Source organism: Pseudooceanicola marinus (assembly GCF_020177265.1).
GTDB classification, from domain to species: domain Bacteria; phylum Pseudomonadota; class Alphaproteobacteria; order Rhodobacterales; family Rhodobacteraceae; genus Pseudooceanicola; species Pseudooceanicola marinus_A.
This window is the reverse complement of record NZ_JAIVMC010000001.1, coordinates 767,973-791,141: the sequence shown is the minus strand read 5'-3', so window position 1 is coordinate 791,141 and position 23,169 is coordinate 767,973. Positions and strand designations below refer to the sequence as shown.

Annotated in this window: 18 protein-coding genes and 1 tRNA gene; 8 read left to right on the top strand and 11 right to left on the bottom strand. The window is 69.1% G+C overall.

Going from position 1 to position 23,169, the window contains the following annotated elements; genetic code table 11:
* Nucleotides 1–447 (bottom strand): DoxX family protein, encoded by a 447-nt coding sequence (locus LC066_RS03620; RefSeq protein WP_224896575.1) that lies wholly within the window; start codon nucleotides 445–447, stop codon nucleotides 1–3.
* A 754-nt stretch (nucleotides 448–1,201) separates the two neighbouring features.
* Nucleotides 1,202–1,285 (bottom strand) — tRNA-Leu (locus LC066_RS03615).
* A 183-nt stretch (nucleotides 1,286–1,468) separates the two neighbouring features.
* Here LC066_RS03615 and mnmH point away from each other — a divergent pair.
* From mnmH to LC066_RS03580, 7 genes are all read left to right on the top strand, one after another.
* Complete coding sequence (mnmH, locus tag LC066_RS03610) at nucleotides 1,469–2,548, top strand: tRNA 2-selenouridine(34) synthase MnmH (RefSeq protein WP_224896574.1); 1,080 nt, start codon at nucleotides 1,469–1,471, stop codon at nucleotides 2,546–2,548.
* Nucleotides 2,545–3,591 (top strand): selenide, water dikinase SelD, encoded by a 1,047-nt coding sequence (gene selD / locus LC066_RS03605; protein WP_224896573.1) that lies wholly within the window; start codon nucleotides 2,545–2,547, stop codon nucleotides 3,589–3,591. Before mnmH ends, selD begins: the two co-directional genes overlap by 4 nt.
* Before the next feature lie 95 nt (nucleotides 3,592–3,686).
* Complete coding sequence (locus LC066_RS03600; protein ID WP_224896572.1) at nucleotides 3,687–4,532, top strand: putative selenate ABC transporter substrate-binding protein; 846 nt, start codon at nucleotides 3,687–3,689, stop codon at nucleotides 4,530–4,532.
* Nucleotides 4,532–5,191 (top strand): ATP-binding cassette domain-containing protein, encoded by a 660-nt coding sequence (locus tag LC066_RS03595; protein ID WP_224896571.1) that lies wholly within the window; start codon nucleotides 4,532–4,534, stop codon nucleotides 5,189–5,191. The genes LC066_RS03600 and LC066_RS03595 overlap by 1 nt, the downstream gene beginning before the upstream one ends.
* A complete protein-coding gene (locus LC066_RS03590) occupies nucleotides 5,188–6,663 on the top strand; it encodes a PhnE/PtxC family ABC transporter permease (protein ID WP_224896570.1) in 1,476 nt (491 codons plus the stop codon). Before LC066_RS03595 ends, LC066_RS03590 begins: the two co-directional genes overlap by 4 nt.
* A gap of 62 nt (nucleotides 6,664–6,725) precedes the next feature.
* Nucleotides 6,726–7,367, top strand: a complete 642-nt coding sequence (locus LC066_RS03585) for a hypothetical protein (RefSeq protein WP_224896569.1) — start codon at nucleotides 6,726–6,728, stop codon at nucleotides 7,365–7,367.
* 225 nt (nucleotides 7,368–7,592) lie between these two features.
* Nucleotides 7,593–8,474 carry an N-acetylmuramoyl-L-alanine amidase gene (locus tag LC066_RS03580; protein ID WP_224896568.1) on the top strand — a complete coding sequence of 294 codons (882 nt, stop codon included), beginning with the start codon at nucleotides 7,593–7,595 and terminating at the stop codon, nucleotides 8,472–8,474.
* 30 nt (nucleotides 8,475–8,504) lie between these two features.
* Here LC066_RS03580 and LC066_RS03575 read toward each other — a convergent pair whose 3' ends face one another.
* The 9 genes from LC066_RS03575 to LC066_RS03535 form a co-directional block, all read right to left on the bottom strand.
* Nucleotides 8,505–12,206 (bottom strand): error-prone DNA polymerase, encoded by a 3,702-nt coding sequence (locus LC066_RS03575; protein WP_224896567.1) that lies wholly within the window; start codon nucleotides 12,204–12,206, stop codon nucleotides 8,505–8,507.
* Nucleotides 12,203–13,756, bottom strand: coding sequence for a Y-family DNA polymerase (locus LC066_RS03570; RefSeq protein ID WP_224896566.1), 1,554 nt, complete (start codon nucleotides 13,754–13,756; stop codon nucleotides 12,203–12,205). Before LC066_RS03570 ends, LC066_RS03575 begins: the two co-directional genes overlap by 4 nt.
* Nucleotides 13,698–14,336, bottom strand: coding sequence for an ImuA family protein (locus LC066_RS03565; RefSeq protein WP_224896565.1), 639 nt, complete (start codon nucleotides 14,334–14,336; stop codon nucleotides 13,698–13,700). The genes LC066_RS03570 and LC066_RS03565 overlap by 59 nt, the downstream gene beginning before the upstream one ends.
* 226 nt (nucleotides 14,337–14,562) lie before the next feature.
* Nucleotides 14,563–15,765, bottom strand: a complete 1,203-nt coding sequence (locus LC066_RS03560) for an MFS transporter (protein ID WP_224896564.1) — start codon at nucleotides 15,763–15,765, stop codon at nucleotides 14,563–14,565.
* 239 nt (nucleotides 15,766–16,004) lie between these two features.
* Complete coding sequence (locus tag LC066_RS03555) at nucleotides 16,005–17,330, bottom strand: Mur ligase family protein (protein ID WP_224896563.1); 1,326 nt, start codon at nucleotides 17,328–17,330, stop codon at nucleotides 16,005–16,007.
* Nucleotides 17,331–17,584: 254 nt separating this feature from the next.
* Complete coding sequence (locus LC066_RS03550; RefSeq protein WP_224896562.1) at nucleotides 17,585–19,036, bottom strand: N-acyl-D-amino-acid deacylase family protein; 1,452 nt, start codon at nucleotides 19,034–19,036, stop codon at nucleotides 17,585–17,587.
* 28 nt (nucleotides 19,037–19,064) lie between these two features.
* Nucleotides 19,065–19,598 carry a TRAP transporter small permease gene (locus LC066_RS03545; protein WP_222474705.1) on the bottom strand — a complete coding sequence of 178 codons (534 nt, stop codon included), beginning with the start codon at nucleotides 19,596–19,598 and terminating at the stop codon, nucleotides 19,065–19,067.
* A gap of 25 nt (nucleotides 19,599–19,623) precedes the next feature.
* Entirely contained in the window at nucleotides 19,624–20,607 is a 984-nt protein-coding gene (locus LC066_RS03540; RefSeq protein ID WP_224896561.1) for a TRAP transporter substrate-binding protein, read from the bottom strand.
* Between the two features lie 59 nt (nucleotides 20,608–20,666).
* Nucleotides 20,667–21,953, bottom strand: coding sequence for a TRAP transporter large permease (locus LC066_RS03535; RefSeq protein WP_224896560.1), 1,287 nt, complete (start codon nucleotides 21,951–21,953; stop codon nucleotides 20,667–20,669).
* 183 nt (nucleotides 21,954–22,136) lie between these two features.
* Between LC066_RS03535 and LC066_RS03530 the strand changes: the two genes are divergently transcribed.
* Nucleotides 22,137–23,057 carry a LysR family transcriptional regulator gene (locus LC066_RS03530; RefSeq protein WP_224896559.1) on the top strand — a complete coding sequence of 307 codons (921 nt, stop codon included), beginning with the start codon at nucleotides 22,137–22,139 and terminating at the stop codon, nucleotides 23,055–23,057.
* The last annotated feature ends 112 nt before the right edge of the window (nucleotides 23,058–23,169 follow it).

Here is a 23,169-nt window from a genome sequence, read left to right as displayed (position 1 = left end):
TCACAGCTCGCGCCCGATCAGGCGATCAACGGAGTAGCGCCCGCCGCCCTTCGCCAGGAAGGTCAGGGTCACCGCCGACCAGATCAGCGACAGCTCCGCCCCGCTATAGCCCTGTTCCAGGACGACCCAGTGGAAGTAGACCGTGACCAGCAGGATCACGGTGGTGCCGCCCGCTGCCAGGCGGGTCAGCAGGCCGAGGGCCAGCAGCAGCCCGCCGGTGAACTCGGTCACCGACAGCAGGATCGACCAGAACCAGCCGGGCGCGAAGCCCAGGCCGGAGACCATGTCGGCGGCGCCCGTCGGGTTCTGGATCTTGGGCCAGCCATGGACCATCAGCGCCACGCCACTGATCACGCGCAGCCAGAGCTCGGTCAGCGGCGCCGTTTGGCGATAGAGCGGGCCCAGGAAAGGCAAAAGCAGGGTCGGTTTTCCGGTAGTGGAAGTCATCTTGTCATATCTCCATTGGGTGCGATCGCCCTGAGGCGTCGCGAAAATCTGGGCACCGGTGGTGCCGCGAAAAGGGAATGGAGATCAGGCGCGCGGTGGTTTGCGATCCGGTCGGATGACCCGCCCAGGCGCAAGCGGTGCGTCGGTGGAGACCTGCATCGGGGCCATCGTTCGGGGCATCTCAGGAAGAGCGGCGACTGAGGGCAGGGCGCAGTTGAAACAGGGGTTCTTGGCCGGCGCCCGCGGCGAAGGGGGCACCCCCGGCGCCAGGCAGACGTCCGTCTCTGCCACCGAGGGACTGCTTGCACAGCCCGACGCGGATTGCGCCTGAAGCGGCGCGAGGGCCGTCAGGAGCAGGGCCACAAGGGCGGCACAGAGGGTGACGTAACGCAGCATGCGCACTCCGTGAGGGGCTACGCGGCGGTTTTCCCCGACGGCGCCGCCCAGGGCAAGCCGCGCGCTCATGGGTAACGCAAATGTCACCACGAGGGGGGGCATGATTGGTTTCAGCACCGGCCTGGCGCGGCCATCGGCTAGGTCGATTTCTATTCGCACCCGCTTGGATTGCGGTTGCAACCGATCGCTACATTTAAGGGAGGCGAATGCCATGCTGCTGCACGTTGAGCCGCGTTGCTGAGACGGTGGATTTGGGCAGGCCGCGAAAAGGTGTGGGAACTGCGAGACAAACTGCCAATGAGTCAGCTGCCGCTTTGTCTCAGAGCAGAATGCCGTTTAAAGAATCTTAAAATCAAAGTGGTGCGGGTGAAGGGACTCGAACCCCCACGCCAAAGGCGCCAGAACCTAAATCTGGTGCGTCTACCAATTCCGCCACACCCGCAACCGGCCACGGCCCTCGGGCCATCGCGTGACGTGGTCTGTAGCAAAGCGCCCCGCCGGTTTGAAGCGGAAATCGCATCGCGGGCCTCAGGCGACGCTCCGTTTCGCGGCGGCGGCGTCCGCCATACGCCGCTGCCTGCGCTCCGCGCTTTGCCTGGACGCGGGCATGCGCTATCTGGCGGGAATGGCGATCAAGCTCACATCCCTTAGCGATCTTTTTGATCACGGTTTCGACGACATCATCGACGTGCGGGCGCCGGCGGAATACGCCGACGACCACGTGCCCGGTGCGCTCAGCATGCCGGTGCTGGACGACGAGGAGCGTGCCCGGGTCGGGACGATCTACAAGCAGGTCTCGCCATTTGATGCGCGCAAGATCGGCGGCGCGCTGGTGGCACGCAATGCCGCGCGGCATATCGAGGAGAAGCTGCAGGATCGCGACGGCGGCTGGCAGCCGCTGATCTACTGCTGGCGCGGCGGGCAGCGCTCCGGCTCCTTCGCCACGATCCTGCGCCAGATCGGCTGGCGGGTGGAGACGATCGAGGGAGGCTACAAGGCCTTTCGCGGGCTGGTGGTGCAGGCGCTTTACGACGATCCCTTCCCGGCGCCGGTGGTTCTGCTGGACGGCAATACCGGATCGGCCAAGACCGAACTTCTGAACATGCTGCCAGATCAGGGCCTGCAAGTGCTGGACCTGGAAGGGCTGGCGAACCATCGTGGATCGCTGTTCGGCGCCATGGGCCCGCAGCCGCAGCAGCGCGGCTTTGAGACGGCGCTGGCCATGCAGGTGGCCCGGCTGGATCCGACGCGGCCCGTGGTGGTGGAGGCCGAAAGCTCCAAGGTCGGCGAATGCCGCCTGCCGCCCTCCCTCTGGACCGCGATGAAGGCCGCGCCGCGCATCGTGCTGGAGGCGCCGCTGGACGAACGTGCCGCCTACCTGGCGCGTGCCTATGCCGATGTCACCGAGGACAAGGCCCGGCTGCACCAGATCCTCGACACCCTTCGCCCCTACGTGGCCGCCGAGCAGATCGAGGCCTGGCACGCCGAGGCCCGCGCGGGCGCCTTCGCCGCGCTGGCCCGCAGCCTGATGGAGCTGCGCTATGATCCCAGCTATGCCCGTCACCGTGCGCGGATGGACCCGACGACGGTGACCCCGCTGACCGCCCCGCGCCTGGATCCGCAGGCTTTGCCCGAGCTGGCCGCCCGGATCGCGGCGCAGGTCGCCGACCTGGCCGCAACGCCCGCTAGAGGAGACACCGAATGACCGATCCCGTGAAGACCCCCCGCCTGACCTCCCTCAGCCACGGCGGCGGCTGCGGCTGCAAGATCGCGCCCGGCGTGCTGTCGGACCTGCTGAAGGGCACCAAGGCCCTGCCGGTGCCGCCGGAGTTGCTGGTGGGCATCGGCAGCGCGGATGACGCGGCGGTCTACAAGATCTCCGAGACCCAGGCGATCGTCGCCACCACCGATTTCTTCATGCCTATCGTCGACGACCCGGAGGATTTCGGCCGTATCGCCGCGACCAACGCCATTTCCGATGTCTACGCCATGGGCGGGCGGCCGCTGTTCGCCCTGGCGGTGGTTGGCATGCCGGTCAACGCCCTGCCGGGCGAGACCATCGGCAAGATCCTGGAGGGCGGCGCCAAGGCGGCTGCCGAGGCAGGCATTCCCGTCGCCGGCGGCCATACCATCGACTCGGTCGAGCCGATCTACGGCCTTGTTGCCATCGGCCTCGTCGATCTGGCGCAGATGAAACAGAACGACCAGGCGCAGGAGGGCGACGTGCTGATCCTCGGCAAGCCGCTGGGTGTCGGCATCTATTCGGCGGCCTTCAAGAAGGAACTGCTGTCGGACGACCAGTACGCCGAGATGATCGCCACGATGACCCGGCTGAACACGCCGGGCCCCGACCTGGCGGCGCTGTCCGGCGTCCATGCGATGACCGACGTGACCGGTTTCGGTCTTGCGGGTCACGGGCTGGAAATGGCGCGTGGCTCCGGCGTGCAGGCTCAGATCGACTGGGCCCGGGTGCCGCTCTTGTCCTCGGCGCGCGATCTGGCGGATGCGGGCAACATCACCGGCGCCTCGGGGCGCAACTGGGCCAGCTACGGCGCGCAAGTCACCCTCGACGGGCTGTCGGATCTCGACCGCGCGCTGGTCTGCGATCCGCAGACCTCGGGGGGGCTGCTGGTGTCGTGCGCGCCCGAGGCGGTCGAAGAGGTGCTGGCCACCTTCCGCCAGCATGGGTTCGACGCCGCCGCCCCCGTGGGCCGCATGGCCGCGGGCCAGGGCATCCGCTTTGCCTGAGCCCGCGGGCCGGGACAGAACGCGCCTCGGCAAGGGGCCTTCCACCTTCGCGGGGCATGGCGCCCCAAATGCAACCCAAGTGATGAGTTTTCCCGATGAAACGTCTTGCCTTCCTGCTGATGACCGCCGCCGCGACGCCGGCGGCTGCCGATACGCTCTATTTCTCCGCCATCCCCGATGACGATGAAAGCCGCCTGGTCGAACGTTTCGGCGCCGTGGCCGATTACCTCTCCGACGAGCTGGGGGTCGAGGTGCAATACGTGCCGGTGAAATCCTACGCCGCCGCGGTCACCGCCTTCCGCAACGACCAGATCCAGCTGGGCTGGTTCGGCGGCCTGTCGGGCGTGCAGGCCCGCGCCCTGGTGCCCGGCTCCACCGCCATCGCGCAAGGCGCCGAGGATGCGGAGTTCGTCACCTATTTCATCGCCAACGATGCCACCGGGCTGCAGCCGTCGGAAGACTTCCCCGACATCGCCGGGCGCAGCTTCACCTTCGGCGCGCAGGGCTCGACCTCGGGCCGCCTGATGCCCGAATATTATATCCGCGAGGAGACCGGCGAGGCGCCGGAGGATCTCTTCTCCGACGTGGGCTTTTCCGGTGACCACGGCCAGACCCTGCGACTGGTGGGCTCGGGCGCCTATGAGGTCGGCGCGCTGAATTACTCGGTGTACGGACTGGCCGAGAGCGAGGGCGCGCCGGAGGTCGACCAGACCACCGTGATCTGGCAGACCCCGCCGTACCCCGATTACAACTGGACCATCCGCGGCGATGTCGATGGCCGCTTCGGCGCGGGTTTCACCGCCAAGGTGCAGGAGGCGCTGCTGTCGCTGACCGACGAGGATCTGCTGGCGACCTTCCCACGGTCCGCGTTCATCGAGGCCGACAACGGTCTTTACCAGCCGATCGAGGACACGGCCCGCGCGCTCGACATCATCGACTGATGGCGGCGCTCGTCTCCCTCTCGGGGGAGCGTCTGGGATGGGGGGAGACCCCCGTTCTCAGCGATGTGACCCTGACGATAGAGCCCGGAGAGCGGATCGCGCTTCTGGGGCGCAGCGGCGTGGGGAAATCCACCCTGCTGGCGGCGCTGGCGCAGCGGCTGACGGCGCGGCGCGTGGCCCTGGTGCCGCAGGATCACGGGCTGGTCGGGCCGCTGTCGGTCTTTCACAACGTCTGGATGGGACGGCTGGACGACGCCGGCACGGCCCGAAACCTGCGTATCCTGCTGCGCCCCTCCGCCGATGAGCGGGCGCAGGTGGAGCAGGTGCTGACCCGCGTGGGCCTGACCGGCATGGGCCGACGTCGGGTCGCGCAGCTGTCGGGCGGGCAGCGGCAGCGCGTTGCGCTGGCGCGGGCGCTCTTGCGCGGCGGCGAGGTGGTGCTGGGGGATGAACCCGTCTCCGCCTTGGATCCGTCCCAGGCCGCGGCCCTGCTGGAGGACCTGGCGGCAAGTTTCCCCACCTCCGTGCTGGCGCTGCATGACGTGACCCTGGCGCGGCAGACCGCCACGCGCATCCTCGGCCTGAAAGGGGGGCGGATCGTGCTGGATGCGCCCGTGGCCGACTGTCCGCGTGACCGGCTGATGGATCTTTACGCGTGAGCGTGGCGCGGCGCATCTCGCTGGGCTTCCTGGCGGCCACGGTGCTGGCGCTGGTGCTGGCGGATCTGTCGGCGCCGCGTCCCGATCCCTGGATGACGCTGGCGGCGATCGGGCAGGGGATCCTGCACCCCGACCTGTCGGACCCGCTGTCGCTGCTCAATGGGGCCGTTCTGACCCTGGCCTTCGCGCTGTGCGGCGTGGGGCTGGGCGCGGTGGCGGGACTGGTTCTGGCGCCGCTTTACCACCTCGGGCCGGTGCGGTTCCTCTGCGTCGCCATTCGCGCCTTGCATGAGCTGTTCTGGGCGCTTTTGCTGATGAACATCACCGGCCTGTCGCCGCTGACCGGCGTGCTGGCCATCGGGCTGCCCTACGCGGGCATCTTCGCCAAGGTCCTCTCCGAATATCTCGACGAGGCCGGGCGGGGCGGCGAACAGGCGCTGCCTGCGGGGCTGGGGGCGGTCACCCGGCTGGTCTGGGTCCGCTACCCCGCCGTGCTGCCGCAGATGGCGGCCTATACGCTTTACCGGCTGGAATGCGGCATGCGCAGCTCCGCCGTGCTGGGCTTCATCGGCCTGCCGACGCTGGGGTTCCAGCTGGAAACCTGGTTCCGCCAGGCTGAATACGACCGCGCCGTGGTGGTGCTGGCGGTCTTCTTCTTGTTAATCCTGCCGATCCGCCACTGGGCGCGCTGGCGGCTGATGCCGGTCTATCTGCTGGCCTCGGTCTGGGCGCTGCTGCGGGTCGAGGTGCCGCCGATGGGATCGGGGGCGCTGGCACGGTTCCTGTCGGACATCGTGCCGGCCCCGCTGCGCTCCGGGGCGGACTGGACCGGCTGGCTCGACCGGGTGTTCGTGCAACAGGCCTGGCCGGGCGTGGTGGACACGTTGGTGCTGGGCCAGCTGGCGCTGGTGCTGGCGGGCGGGCTGGCGGCCCTGGCCTTCCCGATGATCGTGCCGCGGGTGGCGGGCCGTCTGGGCGCGATTCTGGGCCACGGGGCGCTGGTGCTGCTGCGCTCCACCCCGGAATACATGCTGGCCTTCGTCTTCCTGCAGATCCTCGGCCCCTCGATGTTGCCGGCCGTGCTGGCGCTTGGCCTGCACAACGGGGCGATCATCGCCCACCTGATGGGCCGCCAGGCCGCCACGCTGCCGCTGCGCCCGGATGCCCCGCGCGGCCTCACCCTCTGGGGGTGGGAGCTGTTCCCGCGCCTGATGGGCAACTTTCGCGCGCTCTGTCTCTACCGGTGGGAGATCATCCTGCGCGAAAGCGCCATCATGGGCGTGCTGGGCCTCGGCACCCTGGGATTCTACGTGCAGACCAACGTGGCAGAGCTGCGGCTGGATCGCGTCATGGCGCTGCTGTTGGTCACCGTGGCGCTGACCCTGGCGGTGGATGCCCTGTCACGCCGGTTGCGCGGGCGGTTGCAGCCCGACAGCCGTTTGCGGATCGAAGGGACGCGCGGTCAGGGCTGATCGGGGAACGGAACCCGTTCGGGGGCGTTGGTCTGCCCCATGCAAAGACGGACGGGAGACCCATGGACTGGCTGAAGGAATACAGCTCGGCGCTGAACGTGCTTACCAATGTCGGGATGCTGGGGGTCTGGCTGATCTATCTCCAGATCTTCGTGGGTAGTTACATGCGGGCGCGCAAACCGCGTGTCATCATCAACCGGGGCGCCGGATCGGATCTGGATGCGCTGATCCTGATGTCGAACATGAGCCAGGAACCGATCTACGGGCAGGGGGTCTACTGCACCCTGCGGATGACCGATGGCAGCGAATACACCGCCACCGTCACCGACCGGGACATCCTGCAGAAATCCGGCGACGACGAGGAGCGCCCCGAGGGGATCACCAGCCAGGGCCCGCTGAACCGCGGTGATTTCATGGGGCTGGGCACCTTCCGCAACATCCTCGACATCACGGTGGAGCGGAACGAGGACCTGCCCGATGACCTGTCGGAGCTGCGCGACCGGATCCGCGATTTCGAGATCATGGTCACCTGCGCCTTCGGCGGGGACGACCTGGAAATCGCGGCCCGCCGCCGCTTCCGCCTGAAGGTCGATCAGGATCCCTGGGACGTGGTCCCGGTCTACCCGCAGACCGAGCAGGTGTCGGGCCGGCGCGAGCGCAAGCGCATTCGCAAGATGCTGAAGCAGGAACTTCAGGACAGCTGAGCGTCGCGGCACGGGCCGCGCGCCCGGCGCCGTCGCACAGCCTGGCGGGGCCCGGGCTTTGGTCGCGGGCGGGGCGATTTGCTTTGCCACAGGGGCCCGACTGCCCCTAGGCTTCCCACATCGGGCCGGGCGCATTTTCCGGCCCGCACGCCCGTCGGCAATTTCCGCCGGCCGGGATCCTTTACGTTCAAGACCTTTTTCAACCTGCATTGCGAGGGCCTTTTCATGGCTATCAAGAACCATCGTTTTGAAGAATTCTGGTACGGCACCAGTTCCAACCTCAGCCGCTCCGTGCGGATCGATCCCACCCTCATCGTCATGCACTACACCACCGGCTGGAGCGGCGCAGGCGCGCGCGACTGGCTGATGGGCCGCGCGGGTGGGACCGGCAACACCGGCACTTCTGCGCATCTGGTGGTCGACCGTGACGGCACCACCTGGCAGATCGCGCCCTTCAACCGCCGGGCCTGGCATGCCGGTCCGTCGCACCACGGCGGTCTGTCGGGGCTGAACAGCCATGCCGTCGGGATCGAGATCCTGAACCCCGGCTACCTGAAACCCCTGGGGCCGGACCTCTGGGTCGACGGCTACGGGCACAGGCGCACCACGGCAGAGCTGGAGGACTACGGCGGCTTCCTGACCGCGCCCCATGGCCGCATCGGTCCGGGCAGCTTCGCCTGGCCGCTTTACACCCCAGAACAGTTGACGGTGCTGCGCCGGATCACCAGCGCGCTGATCGACAGCTACGCCATCACCGACATCGTCAGCCATGAGGAGATTGACACCCGTGGCTGGAAGACCGACCCCGGCCCGGCCTTCCCGCTGGAGACCTTCCGCGACCTTCTGGGCCAGGCGGACGAGGGCGAGGAGGACGCCGTCTGGGAGACCACGGCCTCGCGGCTGAATTTCCGTGGGGAGGGGCGGATCGGGGCCGAACTGGTCGATCCACCGGGGCAACTTCTGCGCGGGACGCGGGTCAAGGTGCTGTCGCGCGTGCCGGACTGGGCCTTCGTCGAGGTGCTGGCGGTGCCCGAGGGAGCGGAGGCCGGCGGCGCCCTGGGCGTGACCGGCTGGATCAGCACGCGCTACATGCTGCGCATCGCCTGAGCCTCGGTGGCGGCAGCGCCGCGCGGGGCGTCAGTGGAAATCCCGACTGGGAAACAGCCGCTTGGCCTGTTCGCGGGGGTGGTTGGCCGTGGGTTTGGTGCGGGCCGGGCGGGGCACGTCGGGGCGGCGCGGCGCGTCGTCGGCCTCCGGCCGGGTCACGCCCACCTGGTCGCTCAGCGGGTGGCCCAGCTCGCCCAGGCGCGGCGACAGGTCCTCGATCCGCTGGGCGATCACATGCACCACGATCCCCTCGCGCTGGATATACCCGCTCACCCGCAGCAGACGCCCGCCCATCACCGCGCGGCGGTAGGCCTCGTAAAGCTTGGGCCAGACCACCACGTTGGCGACCCCGCTTTCATCCTCCAGCGTCAGGAAGATGACGCCCGAGGCGGTGCCGGGCCGCTGCCGGGTGATGACCAGCCCGCAGATCGTCACGCGGCCCGGAGGCGTGGTGGCCAGCTCTCCATGGGGCAGGGTGTCGGGCAGCGAGGGGCGCAGCAGCTCCATCGGGTGGGCGCGGAGCGAAAGGCGCATGGAAACGTAATCTTCCACCACTTCCTCGCCCAGGTGCATCGCGGGCAGCTCCACCTTCGGCTCCACCCCGCCTTCGCCATCCAGCGCATCGTCAAACAGCGGCAGGGGTTTCGGCGCGCGGATCGCCTTCACCTCCCACAGGGCATCGCGGCGGGTCAGCCCCTGGCCGGCGAAGGCGTCGGCCTCGGCCAGTTTCTCCAGCACCGAAGGGGCGAGGCCGGCGCGCAGCCACAGGCTTTCGGGATCGGGGTAGCCGTTGCCGCGCGCCGCCACGATCCAGCCTGCGTCCTCCTCGCGGAAACCCTTGATCTGGCGGAACCCCAGCCGCAGGGCCAGCGCGCCGTCGGTGCGCCGTTCCAGCCTGTTGTCCCAGTGGGAGGCGTTGACGCAGATGGGCCGCACCTCGATCCCGTGCTCGCGGGCGTCGCGCACGATCTGCGCGGGGGCGTAGAACCCCATGGGCTGTGAGTTCAGCAGGGCGCAGGCGAAGACCGCCGGGTGGTGGCGTTTCAGCCAGGAGGACACGTAGGTCAGCATGGCAAAGGCCGCCGCGTGACTTTCGGGAAAGCCGTAGTCGGCGAAGCCCTCGATCTGGCTGAAACACAGCGCGGCGATCTCCGGGTCATAGCCATTGGCCAGCATGCCGCCCACGAACTTGTCGCGGAAGACGCCGATGGTGCCCATGCGGCGGAAGGTGGACAGCGACCGGCGCAGCCGGTCGGCCTCCTCGGGGGTGAAACCGGCGCCCACCACGGCGATCTGCATCGCCTGTTCCTGGAACAGAGGCACGCCCAGGGTCTTGGCCGTCACCTCCGCCAGGGCGGGGCCGAAGGGTTCGGGCGCCTCCAGCCCCTGACGGCGGCGGATATAGGGCTGCACCATGCCGCCCTGGATCGGCCCGGGGCGCACGATGGCCACCTCGATCACCAGGTCATAGAAGGTGCGGGGCTGCATTCGCGGCAGGAAGTTCATCTGCGCCCGGCTTTCCACCTGGAAGACCCCGATCGCATCGGCGCGGCACAGCATGCCGTAGGTCTCGGGGTCCTCCTGCGGGACGGTATCCAGGGTCAGCTGGCGCTTTTCATGTTCCGACAGCAGATCGAAGCTCTTGCGCAGGCAGGTCAGCATGCCGAGGCTCAGGACATCGACCTTCAGGATGCCGAGGGCGTCGATATCGTCCTTGTCCCATTCGATCACGGTGCGGTTTTCCATCGCCGCGTTCTCGATCGGGCAGAGCGCGTCGAGCCGGCCCCGGGTGATGATGAAGCCACCCACGTGCTGCGACAGATGGCGGGGGAAGCCGATGATCTCGCCGATCAGGCGGATGGTCTGCGCCAGCCTGCGGTCGGAGGGATCAAGGCCCAGTTCTCGCATGCGGTCCGGGTCGGCGCCCTTGCCCGACATGCCCCAGATCTGGCCCGCCAGCGCCGCCGTCACATCCTGCGAAAGGCCCATGACCTTGCCCACCTCGCGGATCGCGGCGCGCGAGCGGAAGTGGATCACCGTGGCGCAGAGCCCGGCACGGTCCCGCCCGTAGCGGTCGTAGATCCACTGGATCACCTCCTCGCGGCGTTCATGTTCGAAATCCACGTCGATGTCCGGCGGCTCGCCCCGGTGGCGCGAGACGAAGCGTTCGAAGACCATGCCGATCATGTCCGGGCTGACATCGGTGATGCCAAGCGCCCAGCACAGGATCGAGTTGGCCGCTGAGCCGCGCCCCTGGCAGAGGATCCCGACGGAGCGGGCATAGGCGACGATGTCGTGCACGGTCAGGAAATAGGCGGCAAAGCCCAGCTCCTCGACCACCGACAGCTCTTTCTCCGCCAGGGCGTGATAGCGGTCGGGGATGCCATCGGGGCAGCGCCGGCGCAGGCCCGCGCGCACCAGCCGGTCGAGCCGGTCCTGGGGCGCCTCGCCGCCCTCGGACACCTCATCGGGGTATTCGTAACTGAGATCGGAGAGGTCGAAGGCACAGCGCGCGGCGATCTCGGTGGTGCGACGCAGGGCGGCGGGGTGGCGGCGGTAGAGGCGCGCCATGTCGGCGGGTGCCTTCAGACGGCGTTCGGCATTGGGCTGGGCGCGGGTGCCGATGTGGTCGATGGTTAGCCCCTCGCGCAGGCAGGTCAGCACATCGGCCAGCTGCCGCCGCGCCCCGTGGTGCATCAGCACGTCGCCCACGGCCACCATCGGCGCCGAGGTCGCCAGGGCGGCCTGGGCGCAGGCGTCGAACCACCCCTGGTCGGAGCCGTCGTAGCGCGGCGCCGCGCCCAGGAAGACATGGCCCGGAAAGCGCCGCTGCACCTGGGCCACGGGGCGGCGGGCGGCCGCCAGATCGCGTGGCGGCAGGGCGATCAGGATCATCCCCTGGCCGTGGGTCAGCAGGTCATCCAGCCCCAGCAGGCAGTCGCCCTTTTCGGCCCGCCGCTTGCCCAGGGTCAGCAGTTGCGACAGCCGTTCATAGGCGGCGCGGTCACGCGGCAGGGCGATCCAGTCGACGGGGCAGTCGCGCAGCACCAGCCGGCAGCCGGTGATCAGCCGCGGCAGGCGCGGCACCTGCGGGCGCGCAAGCGCCGGTTTGGCGGGTAGGGCGGTGCGCGAGGACGGATCGACGCGGGTGTGCGACCGCACCTGCGGGCCGGTGGCGGGGCTGTCGTCGGCGGCCTCTGCTGCCTCCTCGGCGGCGCGTTTCAGCTCCTTCAGCGCCGACCAGGCGCGCACCACCCCGGCCAGCGAGTTGCGGTCGGTGATGGCGAGGGCCGACAGCCCCAGTTCGGCGGCCCGTGTCACCAGCTCTTCGGGGTGGGAGGCCCCGGTGAGGAAGGTGAAGTTGGAGGTGGTACAGAGCTCCGCATAGGCCGGGGGCGCGTCGCCATGGCCGCCCGGGCCGGGATGGGGCGCAGAGGTGACCTCGGCGCGTGGCGCGCTGCCGCCCGGCGCGGCGGGATCCGGGGTGGCCTCGGTGGCGGCACGGGCGCTGTCGGGCCAGGGGCTGTCCTCCGGATCGCGCTCGGCGGGAGCCTCGGGTGCAGCTTCGGGCGGCCCGGCCCCCTCCCGTTCAGGCCCCGGACAGGAGTTGTCCGAGGGGCAGGGCGCTATGTCCCCTGGCCTGGAGGGTGCGGCGGCATCGGCTTCGGCGGGGGCGCAGGGGGCGCCCGGCTTCCGTGGGGCGGGCGGCGCGGCATGGGGCGTGGCGGTCATGCGAACTCCCCTTCGACGAACCAGGCGGGATCCTGCGGCGTGTGGAACAGCCACAGCCGGCGTCCTTCGCGGGTGTCCACCGTCCAGTAATCGCGCAGGCCGCGGCGCCAGCCGGGCAGGTCGAACCACCATTCCGGCGCGATCCGTTCCGGCCCGGTGACCCGCACCGGGGTCAGGGACATGCGCCGCCAGCGCAGCGGGACGGGCGGGCGTGGCCCGTGGCCCGCGATGGGTTCGGGCGGGAAAAGGCGCAGCGGACGCGGGCGCGGGGCGGCCCAGGCCCCGGCGCGGTTGGCGGTGTGGGGCTCGGCCTCCGCCCCCATTTCTGGCCCCATCTCGGGCCCCGCTTCCGGCCCGGCGAAGGCCGCCGGCACCACCTGGAAGGCGCGTTCGGGGATATGGCTGTCGGCGGGGCGGAACCGCTGCACGTTCTCCAGCCCGATACGGGTGCCGATACGGGTGATCAGATCCTCGACGCGCGCCCGGTCGCCCCCCGTGGCACGGGGCGACAGCTGGCGTGCGGGCAGCGGCTCCACCAGCGTGGCCTCCAGCCGCATCTGGTCGATGCCATAGCCCGCATCCACCTCCTCCAGCCCGCGGCGGAACAGGGGCAGGATGCGCACCGGATCGCGCATCGGCGCGGCCAGCCGCAGCTCCACCTGGCGGCTGTCGCGGTCGACCCGGCGCAGGGTCAGGCAGAGCGTGCGCGCGCCGGTTTCCTGATGGTCGAGCTTTTCGCAGAGCCGCTCCAGCAGCCGTCGGGTGCCCTCCATCACGTCGGCCTCCAGCCCGATGGGTTCGGGCAGCGTCAGGCGGGTGGCGTAATGCGGTGCCTCGCCGGCGGGGCTGACGGCCTCGCCCTGGCGGCCCATGGCCTGATCGAGCCGCACCAGAAGGCCGGGGCCGAAGCGGCGGGCGAGGGGCGCGCGGGCCGCAGCCTCCAGCGCGCCCACGGTGCGCAGGCCCAGCCGTTCGAGGCCCGCGATCTCCGCCGGATCCAGCCGCAGGGCGGTGACGGGCAGGGGGGCCAGGGCCTGGGCGGTCTCGCCCGGGGCGGCGCGGGCGGTGGCGCCGCGCGCGTGATGGGCCAGGGCCCAGGCGGCGCCGCGCGTGTCGGCGAGGCCTGCGCGCAGGGTCAGGCCCGAGCGGGCCGCCCGGGTCGCCATGTCGTCCAGCATTGCCTCTTCGCCGCCCATCAGATGGGCCGAGCCGGTCACGTCCAGCACCAGCCCGTCCGCGCCGTCGGTGCCCACCCAGGGGCAATAGCGCATGGCCCAGCGTCGCAGCACCTCCAGGAAGCGCGCCTCGCGATCGGGGCGGGCGGGGTCGGTCATCAGCGCGGGGCAGAAGGCCCGGGCATCGGCCAGCCCCATGCCGCGGGCCAGCCCGGCGGCCTCGGCAGCCGGGTTCAGGCAGTGGATCCGCTCGGTGTTGCCCTCGCGCAGGGTCAGCGCGAAGGGCCCCTCCAGCGGAGTGGCGCGCAGTACCCGGTCACTCGGCAGCCGGGGAAACCACATCGAGGCGATACGTCGTCCGGTTCCAGCAGACATCCCAGGCTCCAAGTGTTCCCGATTTGTTCTTGATAAGCTGCCAGCGCAGCAGAGTCGAGTCCGAGCGGGGCGCGGCGCCGCGGCCTTCGGGCGGGGCGGCCCAATGCGGCTGCACCCGCCAGCGGGTCTCGGCGGCGTTCGATCCCATGCCCTCGGGGATCAGGCAGAGCCCCGTGCTGCCTCCCGTCTTGGCCGCCAGCTGCAGCCGCCGCCCCTCGCGCAGGTCCAGGGGGCGGGTGACCTCCAGCAGGACGAGGGCGACGGCGCTGTCGCGCAGCGCCTCCTCGGCCACGGCCAGGGCGTCGACGGCATCGGGGGCGCGGGCCAGGATCAGCCGCGACGGGTCGAAGAAATCCGCCAGGCCGAGGGGGTTCAGCTGGTCGCGCATCCAGGTCTCGCGGATCCAGATCAGCGCGCCGGCCCGGGCGCGGGCACAGGTCAGTGCGGCAAAGGCGGTGGCGCCGGCGCCGCAGACCTCGTGCACCCGGGCGGGGCGCAGGGGAAAGGCGCTGGCGAAGACCGGGGCGGGGCCGCGGTGCGCGGCGGGCTTGGCAGGCAGGGACGGCGGCAGCGAGGACATGGGCGGGATGCGACGGAACAGGGTGAACGGGGCGCGAAGACAGGCGGACGGGTAACGGACAGGCAGAACGGGCCGGGTGCAGGCGCAGGGGGCGCAGGCCCGGGGGATCCCCTTGGACCGGCGACTCGCTGCATCGGGCGTTCCTTATTTGTTCTAGATCATGTCTCCCCTTCGGCCAACCCCCTTCGCTGGTCCCATCTGGCTTCGGCGAAGGGGGAAAAGGGGGCTAGAGGCGCGTGACCGCGCGGGCGCTGGCCGGGATCAGGAGCAGCACTAGGGCCAGCGCGCCGAAGGTGGTGGCCAGGCTGGTGGCCTCGGCGGCGAAGCCCAGCACGGCCGGTCCCATCAGGACCCCGGCATAGCCGGTGGTACTGATCGAGGCGATGGCCAGGGCGGGCGGCATCACCCGTTGCCGTCCGGCGGCGCTGAAGAAGATGGGCACCATGTTGGCCACGCCGAAACCGGTCAGCGCATAGCCCGCCAGCGCCAGGGGCGACCAGGGCGCAGCGATCAGCAGGGCGATGCCCGCGACGGCCAGCAGGCTGCCGCCCAGCAGGACGGGCATCTGGCCCAGCCGGGAAATCACCCGGTCGCCGATCAGCCGTGCGGTGACCATGGCGGCGGCGAAGACCATGTAGCCCAGCCCGGCGCCTTCGACCGGCAGCAGCTGCCGTTCGATCGCCAGCAGCGCGCCCCAGTCCAGCATCGCACCCTCCACCAGGAAGGAGATCCCCGACAGGGCCGCCAGCAGCAGGACGACGCCGCGCGGCCAGGCGAAGGCCGGGGTGTCCGTGCCGCCGCGTGCACGCAAGAGGCCCCGCAGCGCCAGCAGCAGCGCCGCGGCGGCCGCAGCAGCGCCCAGGGTCGCGGCCAGCGACGGGGCCAGCCCCGCCAGCAGCATCAGCGCCATGGCCCCCGCGCCGGAGAAGGAGCCGACGCTGTAAAGCGCATGCAGCCCCGACATGATCGGGCGCGCGGCGCGGCGTTCGACCTCCACCGCGTGGATGTTCATCGCCACGTCGACGCTGTTGAGGAAGGCCCCGAAGAGGCCCAGGGCCACGCCCAGCAGGAGCACGCTCGGCATGAGGGTCAGCAGCGGCAGCATGGGGATCATCGCCAGTCCGGCGGCGGCGATCACCGCCCGCGCGCCCAGCTTCGCCGCCAGGGCCCCCGCCAGCGGCATCGCCAGCAGCGCCCCGCCGCCCAGGCACAGTAACAGCAGGCCGAAGGTGCTTTCATCCGCGCCGACGCGGGTCTTCACGAAGGGGATCAGCGGCGCCCAGCAGGAGGTGATGAAGCCAGTGGCGAAGAAGACCGCCCGTGTCGCCCAGGCGGCCCGGGTGATCTGCGGATCGGGGCCCCTGGTCTCGGCGGAACCCGGGGGAGAGGAAGGAGAGGACGCCGGAGAGCGTTGCGCGGTATCGTTCATGGGATCGGACCTGGCTGTCGGACCGCCGCGCCGGGCGGGCCGTGAAACGGAGGAGAGGGGCGCCGCCAAGAGGCGCCCGCCGCGTCAAGATCATGGCGGTGCCGCAGGCGCAACCGGTCCTGCCGTCAAAATGTGGTCCCCGCCGCCGCAAGTCCGGCCTGGGCACGTCTCCGGCGCGCCAGTGACGATTGGAAAGGCAGCCGGACGACATCGCGTCCGGCGCCCCAGGTGGCCAATCGTCAGCTTTCCAGCCGCTGATAGAGCGGGTTGTTCGGGTCGCGGGGATGGAAGCTGCTGTTGCGCTGCCGCCGTGCGGCGAGAGGCGAATAGCCTTCGGTCAGGGCCCGGCAGTCGTGACAGGGGTGGGTGCGCCCGCATTTCTCTTCCCAGCAGTTCACCTCCTCGCGGAAGGCCAGGGCGGCGCGTTCCAGATGCAGGTTGCCCGATGCCTTCAGCAGGATCAGCTCGTCCGGGCGGGCCGTTTCCTTGAGGTAGTGCGTCAGCGACGTCACATCCGGGAAGCTGCGGAAGCGACCGGCGGCGATGTCCTCCTCGGAGGCGCGGGCATGTTTGGCGCGATCCCCGAGGATGATGACCTCGTCCGCGACCTCGCGGGCCGCGCTGTAGATCCGCGAGTATTGCTGGCGGTTGTTGCCGCCGAAATCCGAAACGCCGTAGAGAATGAAGCGTTTGAAGGGGGCGCGGGCGTTGCGCAGCATGTCGAGGGTCAGCGACAGGGTGCGGGCCGGGGCCTTGGCCGTGTCGAGGATGAAATTCGGCCCGCCGTCTATCTGCAGCGTGTCGCAGCGATTTTGCAGCGGTTTCACCCCGGCGATCCGTTCGGCCACGACCGCGGGCGGGACGCCCAGCTCCAGCGCGGCGGCGGCGGCCGCGGTAACGGGCAGCCAGAAATGGCTGCCGACGAACTGCGTCTTCAGGTCAAGCGTGCCACCCGCCCATTCGAGCGATAGGCTCAGCCGGTCCGGCCAGGCGGCGTGGATCCGGGTGGCGCGATAGCCCACTTCGTCTCCCTGGCCGAAAGTCACCACGCGGGCCTGCCGTCCTTCGGCGGTTTCGGCCATGGTCATTGCCTGGGGGTCATCCCCGTTCAGCAGGGCGATGCCGCCCGGGCGCAGGGCCTCGACCAGCTGGGCCTTTTCCCGGGTGATGTTGTCCTCCGTCTTGTAGATTGATCGATGTTCCATGCTGATCATCGTGACGATGGCAAGATCAGGACCGATCATCTGGGCGGCCGCGCCGAAACCCTCCGTGCCCGCGCCCAGCTCGTTGACGGAGAAGGCTTCGTCTCCCTTCAGTTGCAGCATGGATTCCAGCACCGGGAAGTAGCTGTTGTAGAAGACCTGCATCCGGGTCGGCCCCTGCGAGGCGAGGACATGGGACAGGAGGGTCACGGTGGTCGATTTGGCCGAACTGCCAGTGACACCGACGAACTTTGCCGGGCTGCGCCGCCGCCGACGCAGGGCTATGCGACGCTTCAGCGCGCGCTTCACTTTGCGGACCGCGACACGCAGTGCCGCGTCCCGGTTCTTGTCAGATCTCGCCACGGAATGGTCCTCCCCCCATGCGGTCGAAATGGACCGCCTGTCTTGATCGGGGTGCCTAGTGCCGGGAAAGACAGGAGGGGGTCAAGTTGGAAGTGATCTCAATACCGGGCATGTCTCGGCTGTAGTGACCGATGAGGTCGGGGCGTCGCGGGCCTGACTTTGCGCAAACGGGACGACCCGGCCCCCGGCGCGGGGATATGCCGGGGTTGGGCCGCCGAGCGGGCGGCCCGTCCCGTCGCGTCAGACCACCCGGATCAGACCACCTGGGTCGGCGCGGTCTGGGTCAGCGGGCGACCGGGGCGCGCGCCGGTCTTCTGGCCGAAGGCGAAGACCTCCGTGCCATTGACGAAGACCCGGTCGATCCCCGTCGCCGGCTGTATCGGGTTGTCGAAGGTGGCCCCCTCGCGGATCGTGGCGGCGTCGAAGATCACCAGGTCGGCGAAAGCGCCCACGGCGATCCGCCCGCGCCCGCCCAGGCCGAACCGGTCGGCGGGCATCGAGGTCATGCGTTTCACCGCCGTCTCCAGGCTGAACAGGCCGACATCGCGGGCGTAGTGGCCCAGGACACGGGGGAAGGTGCCCCAGACCCGGGGGTGCGGGTGCTTGCCCGTGGGAATGCCGTCGGAACAGATGATTGTGCGGTCATAGCTGAGGATGCGCTGCACGTCCTCCTCGGCCATGATGAAGAAGATGCCGGTGGCGGGCAGCAGCCGTTCCATGGCGCCGTCCAGATCGGTGTTCCATTCCCGGGCGATGTCATCGAGATCACGGCCAGCCATTTCGGGGTAGGGTTCGCTTTCGGCGACGATGACGCGGGTCGCCTGCTTGTGCCGGCCCGAGTTGAGGATGGTCGACGAGGCCACCCAGGGGGTGGTGTCCAGACCGCCGTCGTGATCCGCGATGAAATCGTCGATCATCTTCAGTGTCGTCTCGGACATGCCGTGATTGGCCAGCCCGGCGCATTTGTGATGCGAGACATGTACGCCGCAGCAGCTTTGCCGCCCCACCTCGAAGGTTTCCTCCAGCGCCTCGACCACCCGGTCGCCCTCGTCGCGCATATGGGTGACGTAAAGCTTGCCATGGCGCTGGGCGACGCGGCCCAGCTCGATCAGCTCCTCGGTGGTGGAGGCGCGGGACGGCGGGTAGAACGGCCCGGTGGAGACGCCGATGGCGCCTTCGCCCAGGGCCTCGTCCAGAAGGGCGGCCATGACATGCAGCTCGGCCCGGGTGGCGGGTTTGGTCAGGTCGTCCAGGGCATTGGCGCGCAGGGTGGACTGGCCGATCAGGCAGGCGGCGTTGACCGCCGGCGGCTCGGTGGCGATGCGGGCGTGGTATTCGCCGTAGGTGCCGAAGACCAGATCGGGGCGTTCGGCGATCATCCGCAGCTGTTCGGGCAGGTTCTCGGGCCGTTTCACCGGCGCGATGGAAAAGCCGCAGTTGCCGTTGATGACGGTGGTCACCCCCTGGTTGGTCATGAATTCCATGTCGGGCTGGGTGAACAGCGCGGCGTCATGGTGCACGTGGGGATCGATGAAGCCCGGTGCGACGATACGGCCATGGGCCTCGATCTCGCGGCCGGCGGTCCAGTGGTCCAGGGGGCCCGTGGCGACGATCCGGTCGTCGGTGATCGCGACATCGCCGCGGCGGCGCGGGGCGCCGGTGCCGTCGATGATCTCTGCCCCGCGGATGATCTGATCTGCGTGCATGGAGAAACTCCTTGAAAGGATTGGGGAATTACGTCGCGTCGTTGTCCGGCTGCGGCGGCCCATCCTCGCCGCACCAGCGTGCGACAAGGTGGAACAGGGTGAAGAGGATCATCAGCGGCACGGCCACGGCGACCCAGACGGTGGAGAAGGGCAGGGCATCGGCCATCGACCGGCTGTGGCGCAGCAGGAAACCGCGCGCGGGGTTCATGCCGGGGCCGTAGAATACGTGCCACAGGATCGGCAGCAGGTAGATCAACACCACCGCCGATTTCATGATCTCGGCGGCGACGGCCAGCAGGCCCTTCGTCGTGGTGGTGCCGTTGAACAGGGCCGGGTCGAACCGCCGCTTGAAGCTCATGGTGGCGCCCAGCAGGCCCGCCCAGATCATCGCGTAGCGCGCCAGTTCCTCGGTCCAGGCGGGGGGCTGCTGGAAGATGTAGCGCGCCACCACCTGCAACATGACGGCCCCCACGAGCACGACGATGGCGATCCCCGACAGGACCGTGGCGACACGGTCCAGCCCGTTGGAGATCCCGATCATGACACGCGCCGTTTTCTGCATGGGAGCCGTCCTCTTTCGTTGTCGCTTACTCGGTGACCGTGGCCTTGGCGTCTTTCCAGGCCGCCAGGTCCTCAGCCGTCATGGTGCTTTCCCAGACGGTTTCCGACAGGTCGGCCATCTTCTCGCGCTCGCCCTCGGCCAGCTCGGTGTAGGTCACGCCCAGGCCTTCGTGCTTTTCGCGCACCGACACGGACCAGTCGGCGACCCAGGCGCGGTTGGCCTCGATGCCCGCGTCGATGGCGGCGTCGATCTCGGTCTTCTCCTCTTCCGACAGGCTGGCGTACCAATCTTCGGAGATCAGCGCGACGCGGGTCGAGGGGGAGATGCCGGCGGGGGTGAAATGGGTCAGGAAATCGGTGTGGCCCGTGCGGATGGCGCTGTTGGGCGCGTTGAAGTAGCCGTCGGCGACGCCGGTCTGGATGGCATTGGCCACTTCCGACCAGGCGACGATGGTGCCGGTGGCGCCCAGAGCTTCCTGGAAGGCCAGCTGTTCCTTGTTCAGAGCGCGGAAGCGAAGGTCGCTCATGTCCTCGACCGTGGCGATGGGCTTCTTGGCGTTGTGGATCCCGATGGAGGAGCCGATGTAGTTGAAGCCGACGATGCGCACGCCGTTCTCGACCAGCGGTGCGTTCATCTCCTCCAGGATGGCGGTGTCGTTGATGATCGCGTCGAATTCCTCGTTGTCGGCGAAGAAGAAGGGCAGGGCCACGCCCTTGACCAGAGGCGACATGCCGTAGGTGGTGGACACCGTCGCCAGGTTCACCTCCACCAGGCCCTGGGCCACCTGGTCGAAGCGTTCATCCTCGGAGCCCAGGGTGCCCGAGGGGAAGATAGAGACGTCGAACTCACTGCCCTCCAGCGCATCGGCGAAGCCATGGGCGAAGGCCGCCTCGGCATTGGTTTCGGGATCGTCGACGCCGTTCATGGCGATCTTCACTTCGCTGGCCTGGGCAGTGGCGGCGATCAGGGCCAGGACGCTGGCGCCGAGAGTGGCTTTGAAAAAGGTCATTGTAGGCTCCTCTGTTGGTCTTTGGTTTGTTGCGATGTTGGGAGATCGGTTTTTCAGGCTTATTGGGCCAGCCCCAGGGCGCGGGGCAGGGCCAGGGTCAGATCGGGCATGTAGGTCAGCACGATCAGCAACACGACCTCGGCCAGGAAGAAGGGGAAGGTGGCACGCATCAGGCGCCAGTAGTCCATCTTTACCGTGGTCGCGAGGATCAGCAGGACACCGCCAAGGGGCGGCGAAAGCAGCCCGATGGTGATGTTGAAACAGATGACGATGCCGAGGTGGACGGGATCCACGCCCATGGCCAGGGCCACGGGAACGAAGATCGGAGCGAAAAGGGCGACGGCGGCCTTCACGTCCATCACCATGCCGGCGCAGAGGAAGATCACGTTGATCAGGATCAGGTACTGGATCGGGCCCAGGCCCCAGCCCTCGATCACAGCCTGAATCGCCTGCGGCCATTGCAGCAGGGCGGCCAGGTAGCTGAAGGTCGAGATGGCGCAGAGGATGATGAAAAGCCCGCCCAGCATCACCCCGGTCCGTTCCAGGCTGGCACCGATGTCGCGCCAGCCCAGCTTGCCGTAGCCCAGGCCGATGACCAGCGCCGCGATCACCGCCACCGCTGCCGCCTCGGCCGGGGTCATGAAGCCGAAGAGCGTGCCGCCCAGGATGATCACCGGCAGAAGCATCGCCGGAAGCGCACGGATCAGCGAGGGGAAGAAGCGCGGCACCTCGGCATCGCGACCGCCGGGATGGTCGTCGCGCCAGGCGTAGAAGGCGTTCATCGCCATCAGCATCGCCGCCAGCAAGAGGCCCGGCACGATCCCGGCGGCAAAGAGCGTGGTGACATTGGTTTCCATCAGGGCGCCGTAGAAGATCAGGATCGAGCTGGGCGGGATGATCGGCCCGATGATCGAGGAGGCCCCGGTGATGGCGGCGGCATAGTCGAGCGAATAGCCCCGGCGGCGCATCTCCGGCACCAGCGAGTTGCCAAGTGCCGCGGCGTCGCTGACCGCCGACCCCGAGACCCCCGCGAAGAAGACTGAAGTTGCCACGTTCACATGGCCCAGGCCCCCCTTCAGGCGCCCGAGGAAGCTCATGCAGAAGTCGATCAGCGCCGAGGCCAGCCCGCCCCGGTTCATCAGGTCGCCCGCGAAGATGAAGAGCGGCATGGCGAGAAAGGCGAAGCTGTCCAGCTGGCTGAACAGGCGCTGGGGCAGCACCGCCATGAAGCTCTCGCGCCCGGCGGCGATGAAGGTCAGGATCGCCGAGGCGCCAATGACATAGGCGATGGCCGATCCCGCAAGCAGCGCAAGCGTGGTGAAGGCGAGTATGATGGCGGCTGGCACGTCGCGTCCCTGTCGTTCCCTGGCCCCGGTGATTGCGGGGCGCGTTTCGGGCGCTCTGCCGGCGCCCTCTGTCTGGACCATACGCTTGCCCAGCAATGCCGCCCGGAAAATAGAAAAGATTTGGAGCACCCATAGTGTTCTTCTATAGGTTTTTGGAAAAACATCTTTAGGAGGCGCCAGGGTATGCGGCCTATCACCTTGCAAAGGTTGCAGGTTTTCTGCGCGGTCTATGAAAACGACTCCATCTCGGCGGCCGCCCGGTCGTTGCGTTTGTCGCAGCCCACGGTGTCGCGCCACCTGCGCGATTTCGAGGCGGCGCTGGGGTTGTCGCTGTTCGTCCTGGACAAGGGGCGGGTGATGCCCACGGCGGAGGCCGACGCGATCTACGGCGAGAGCCGCTTTCTCTTCGATGGCGTCACCCGGTTGGAGAATCGCATCGAGGCCCTGCGCCAGGGGGAGGGGCAGACCCTGTCGCTGATGACGGTGAACATGCTGACCCCGCATTTCGTGCCCCGCGCCGTGGCCCACGCGCTGGAAGCGCTGCCAGGGCTGGCGATGACGCTGGACGTGGGCACCCTGGCGCAACAACTGGCGGCGCTGCGCGCGGGGCAGGTGGACCTGTGCATCGTCGCGGGCCGCGTGCAGGCGGAGGATGTGCGGTTGGAACGGCTGGGGCAGGGGCGGCTGCGCCTGCTGGTACCGCCGGGCAGCCCGCTGGCCGGGCCGGGGCCGGTCCCGGTGGAGGACCTGTCGGGCGTCACTTTGCTGGGGTCGACCCTGCGCGGTCCGGTGGGCAAGGTGCTGGCCCAGGCGCTGGCGGGCCATGACGTGGATTTCTCCGCCCAGGTGACGGTCAATTCCCTCAGCCTGGTGCCGCCGCTGTGCCAGGCGCTGGAAACCGCGTCGCTGGCGGATGAGTTCACCATCCACTTCCAGAACACCTCCGGCTTCGAGGTGCTGGACCTGGCGCCCGAGGTGATCTTCGACATCTACGCCATGACCCTGGGGCCGGTGCAGGCGGGGTCCGCCGCGCGGATCTTCCTGCGGGAAGTGCGCCGGCTGCTGGCCGATTGGGAGGCCGGGGACCGGCCGGCGCCGGGGTGACGCAAGGCGGGGGAGTGGCTGAACTGCGCGGTTCGGAAATCTGCCCCTGCGACCCCCTGCGCGGTTGAATGCTGCAATGCAGAGGCGCTAGGCTGAGGCTACCTCGCGCTGC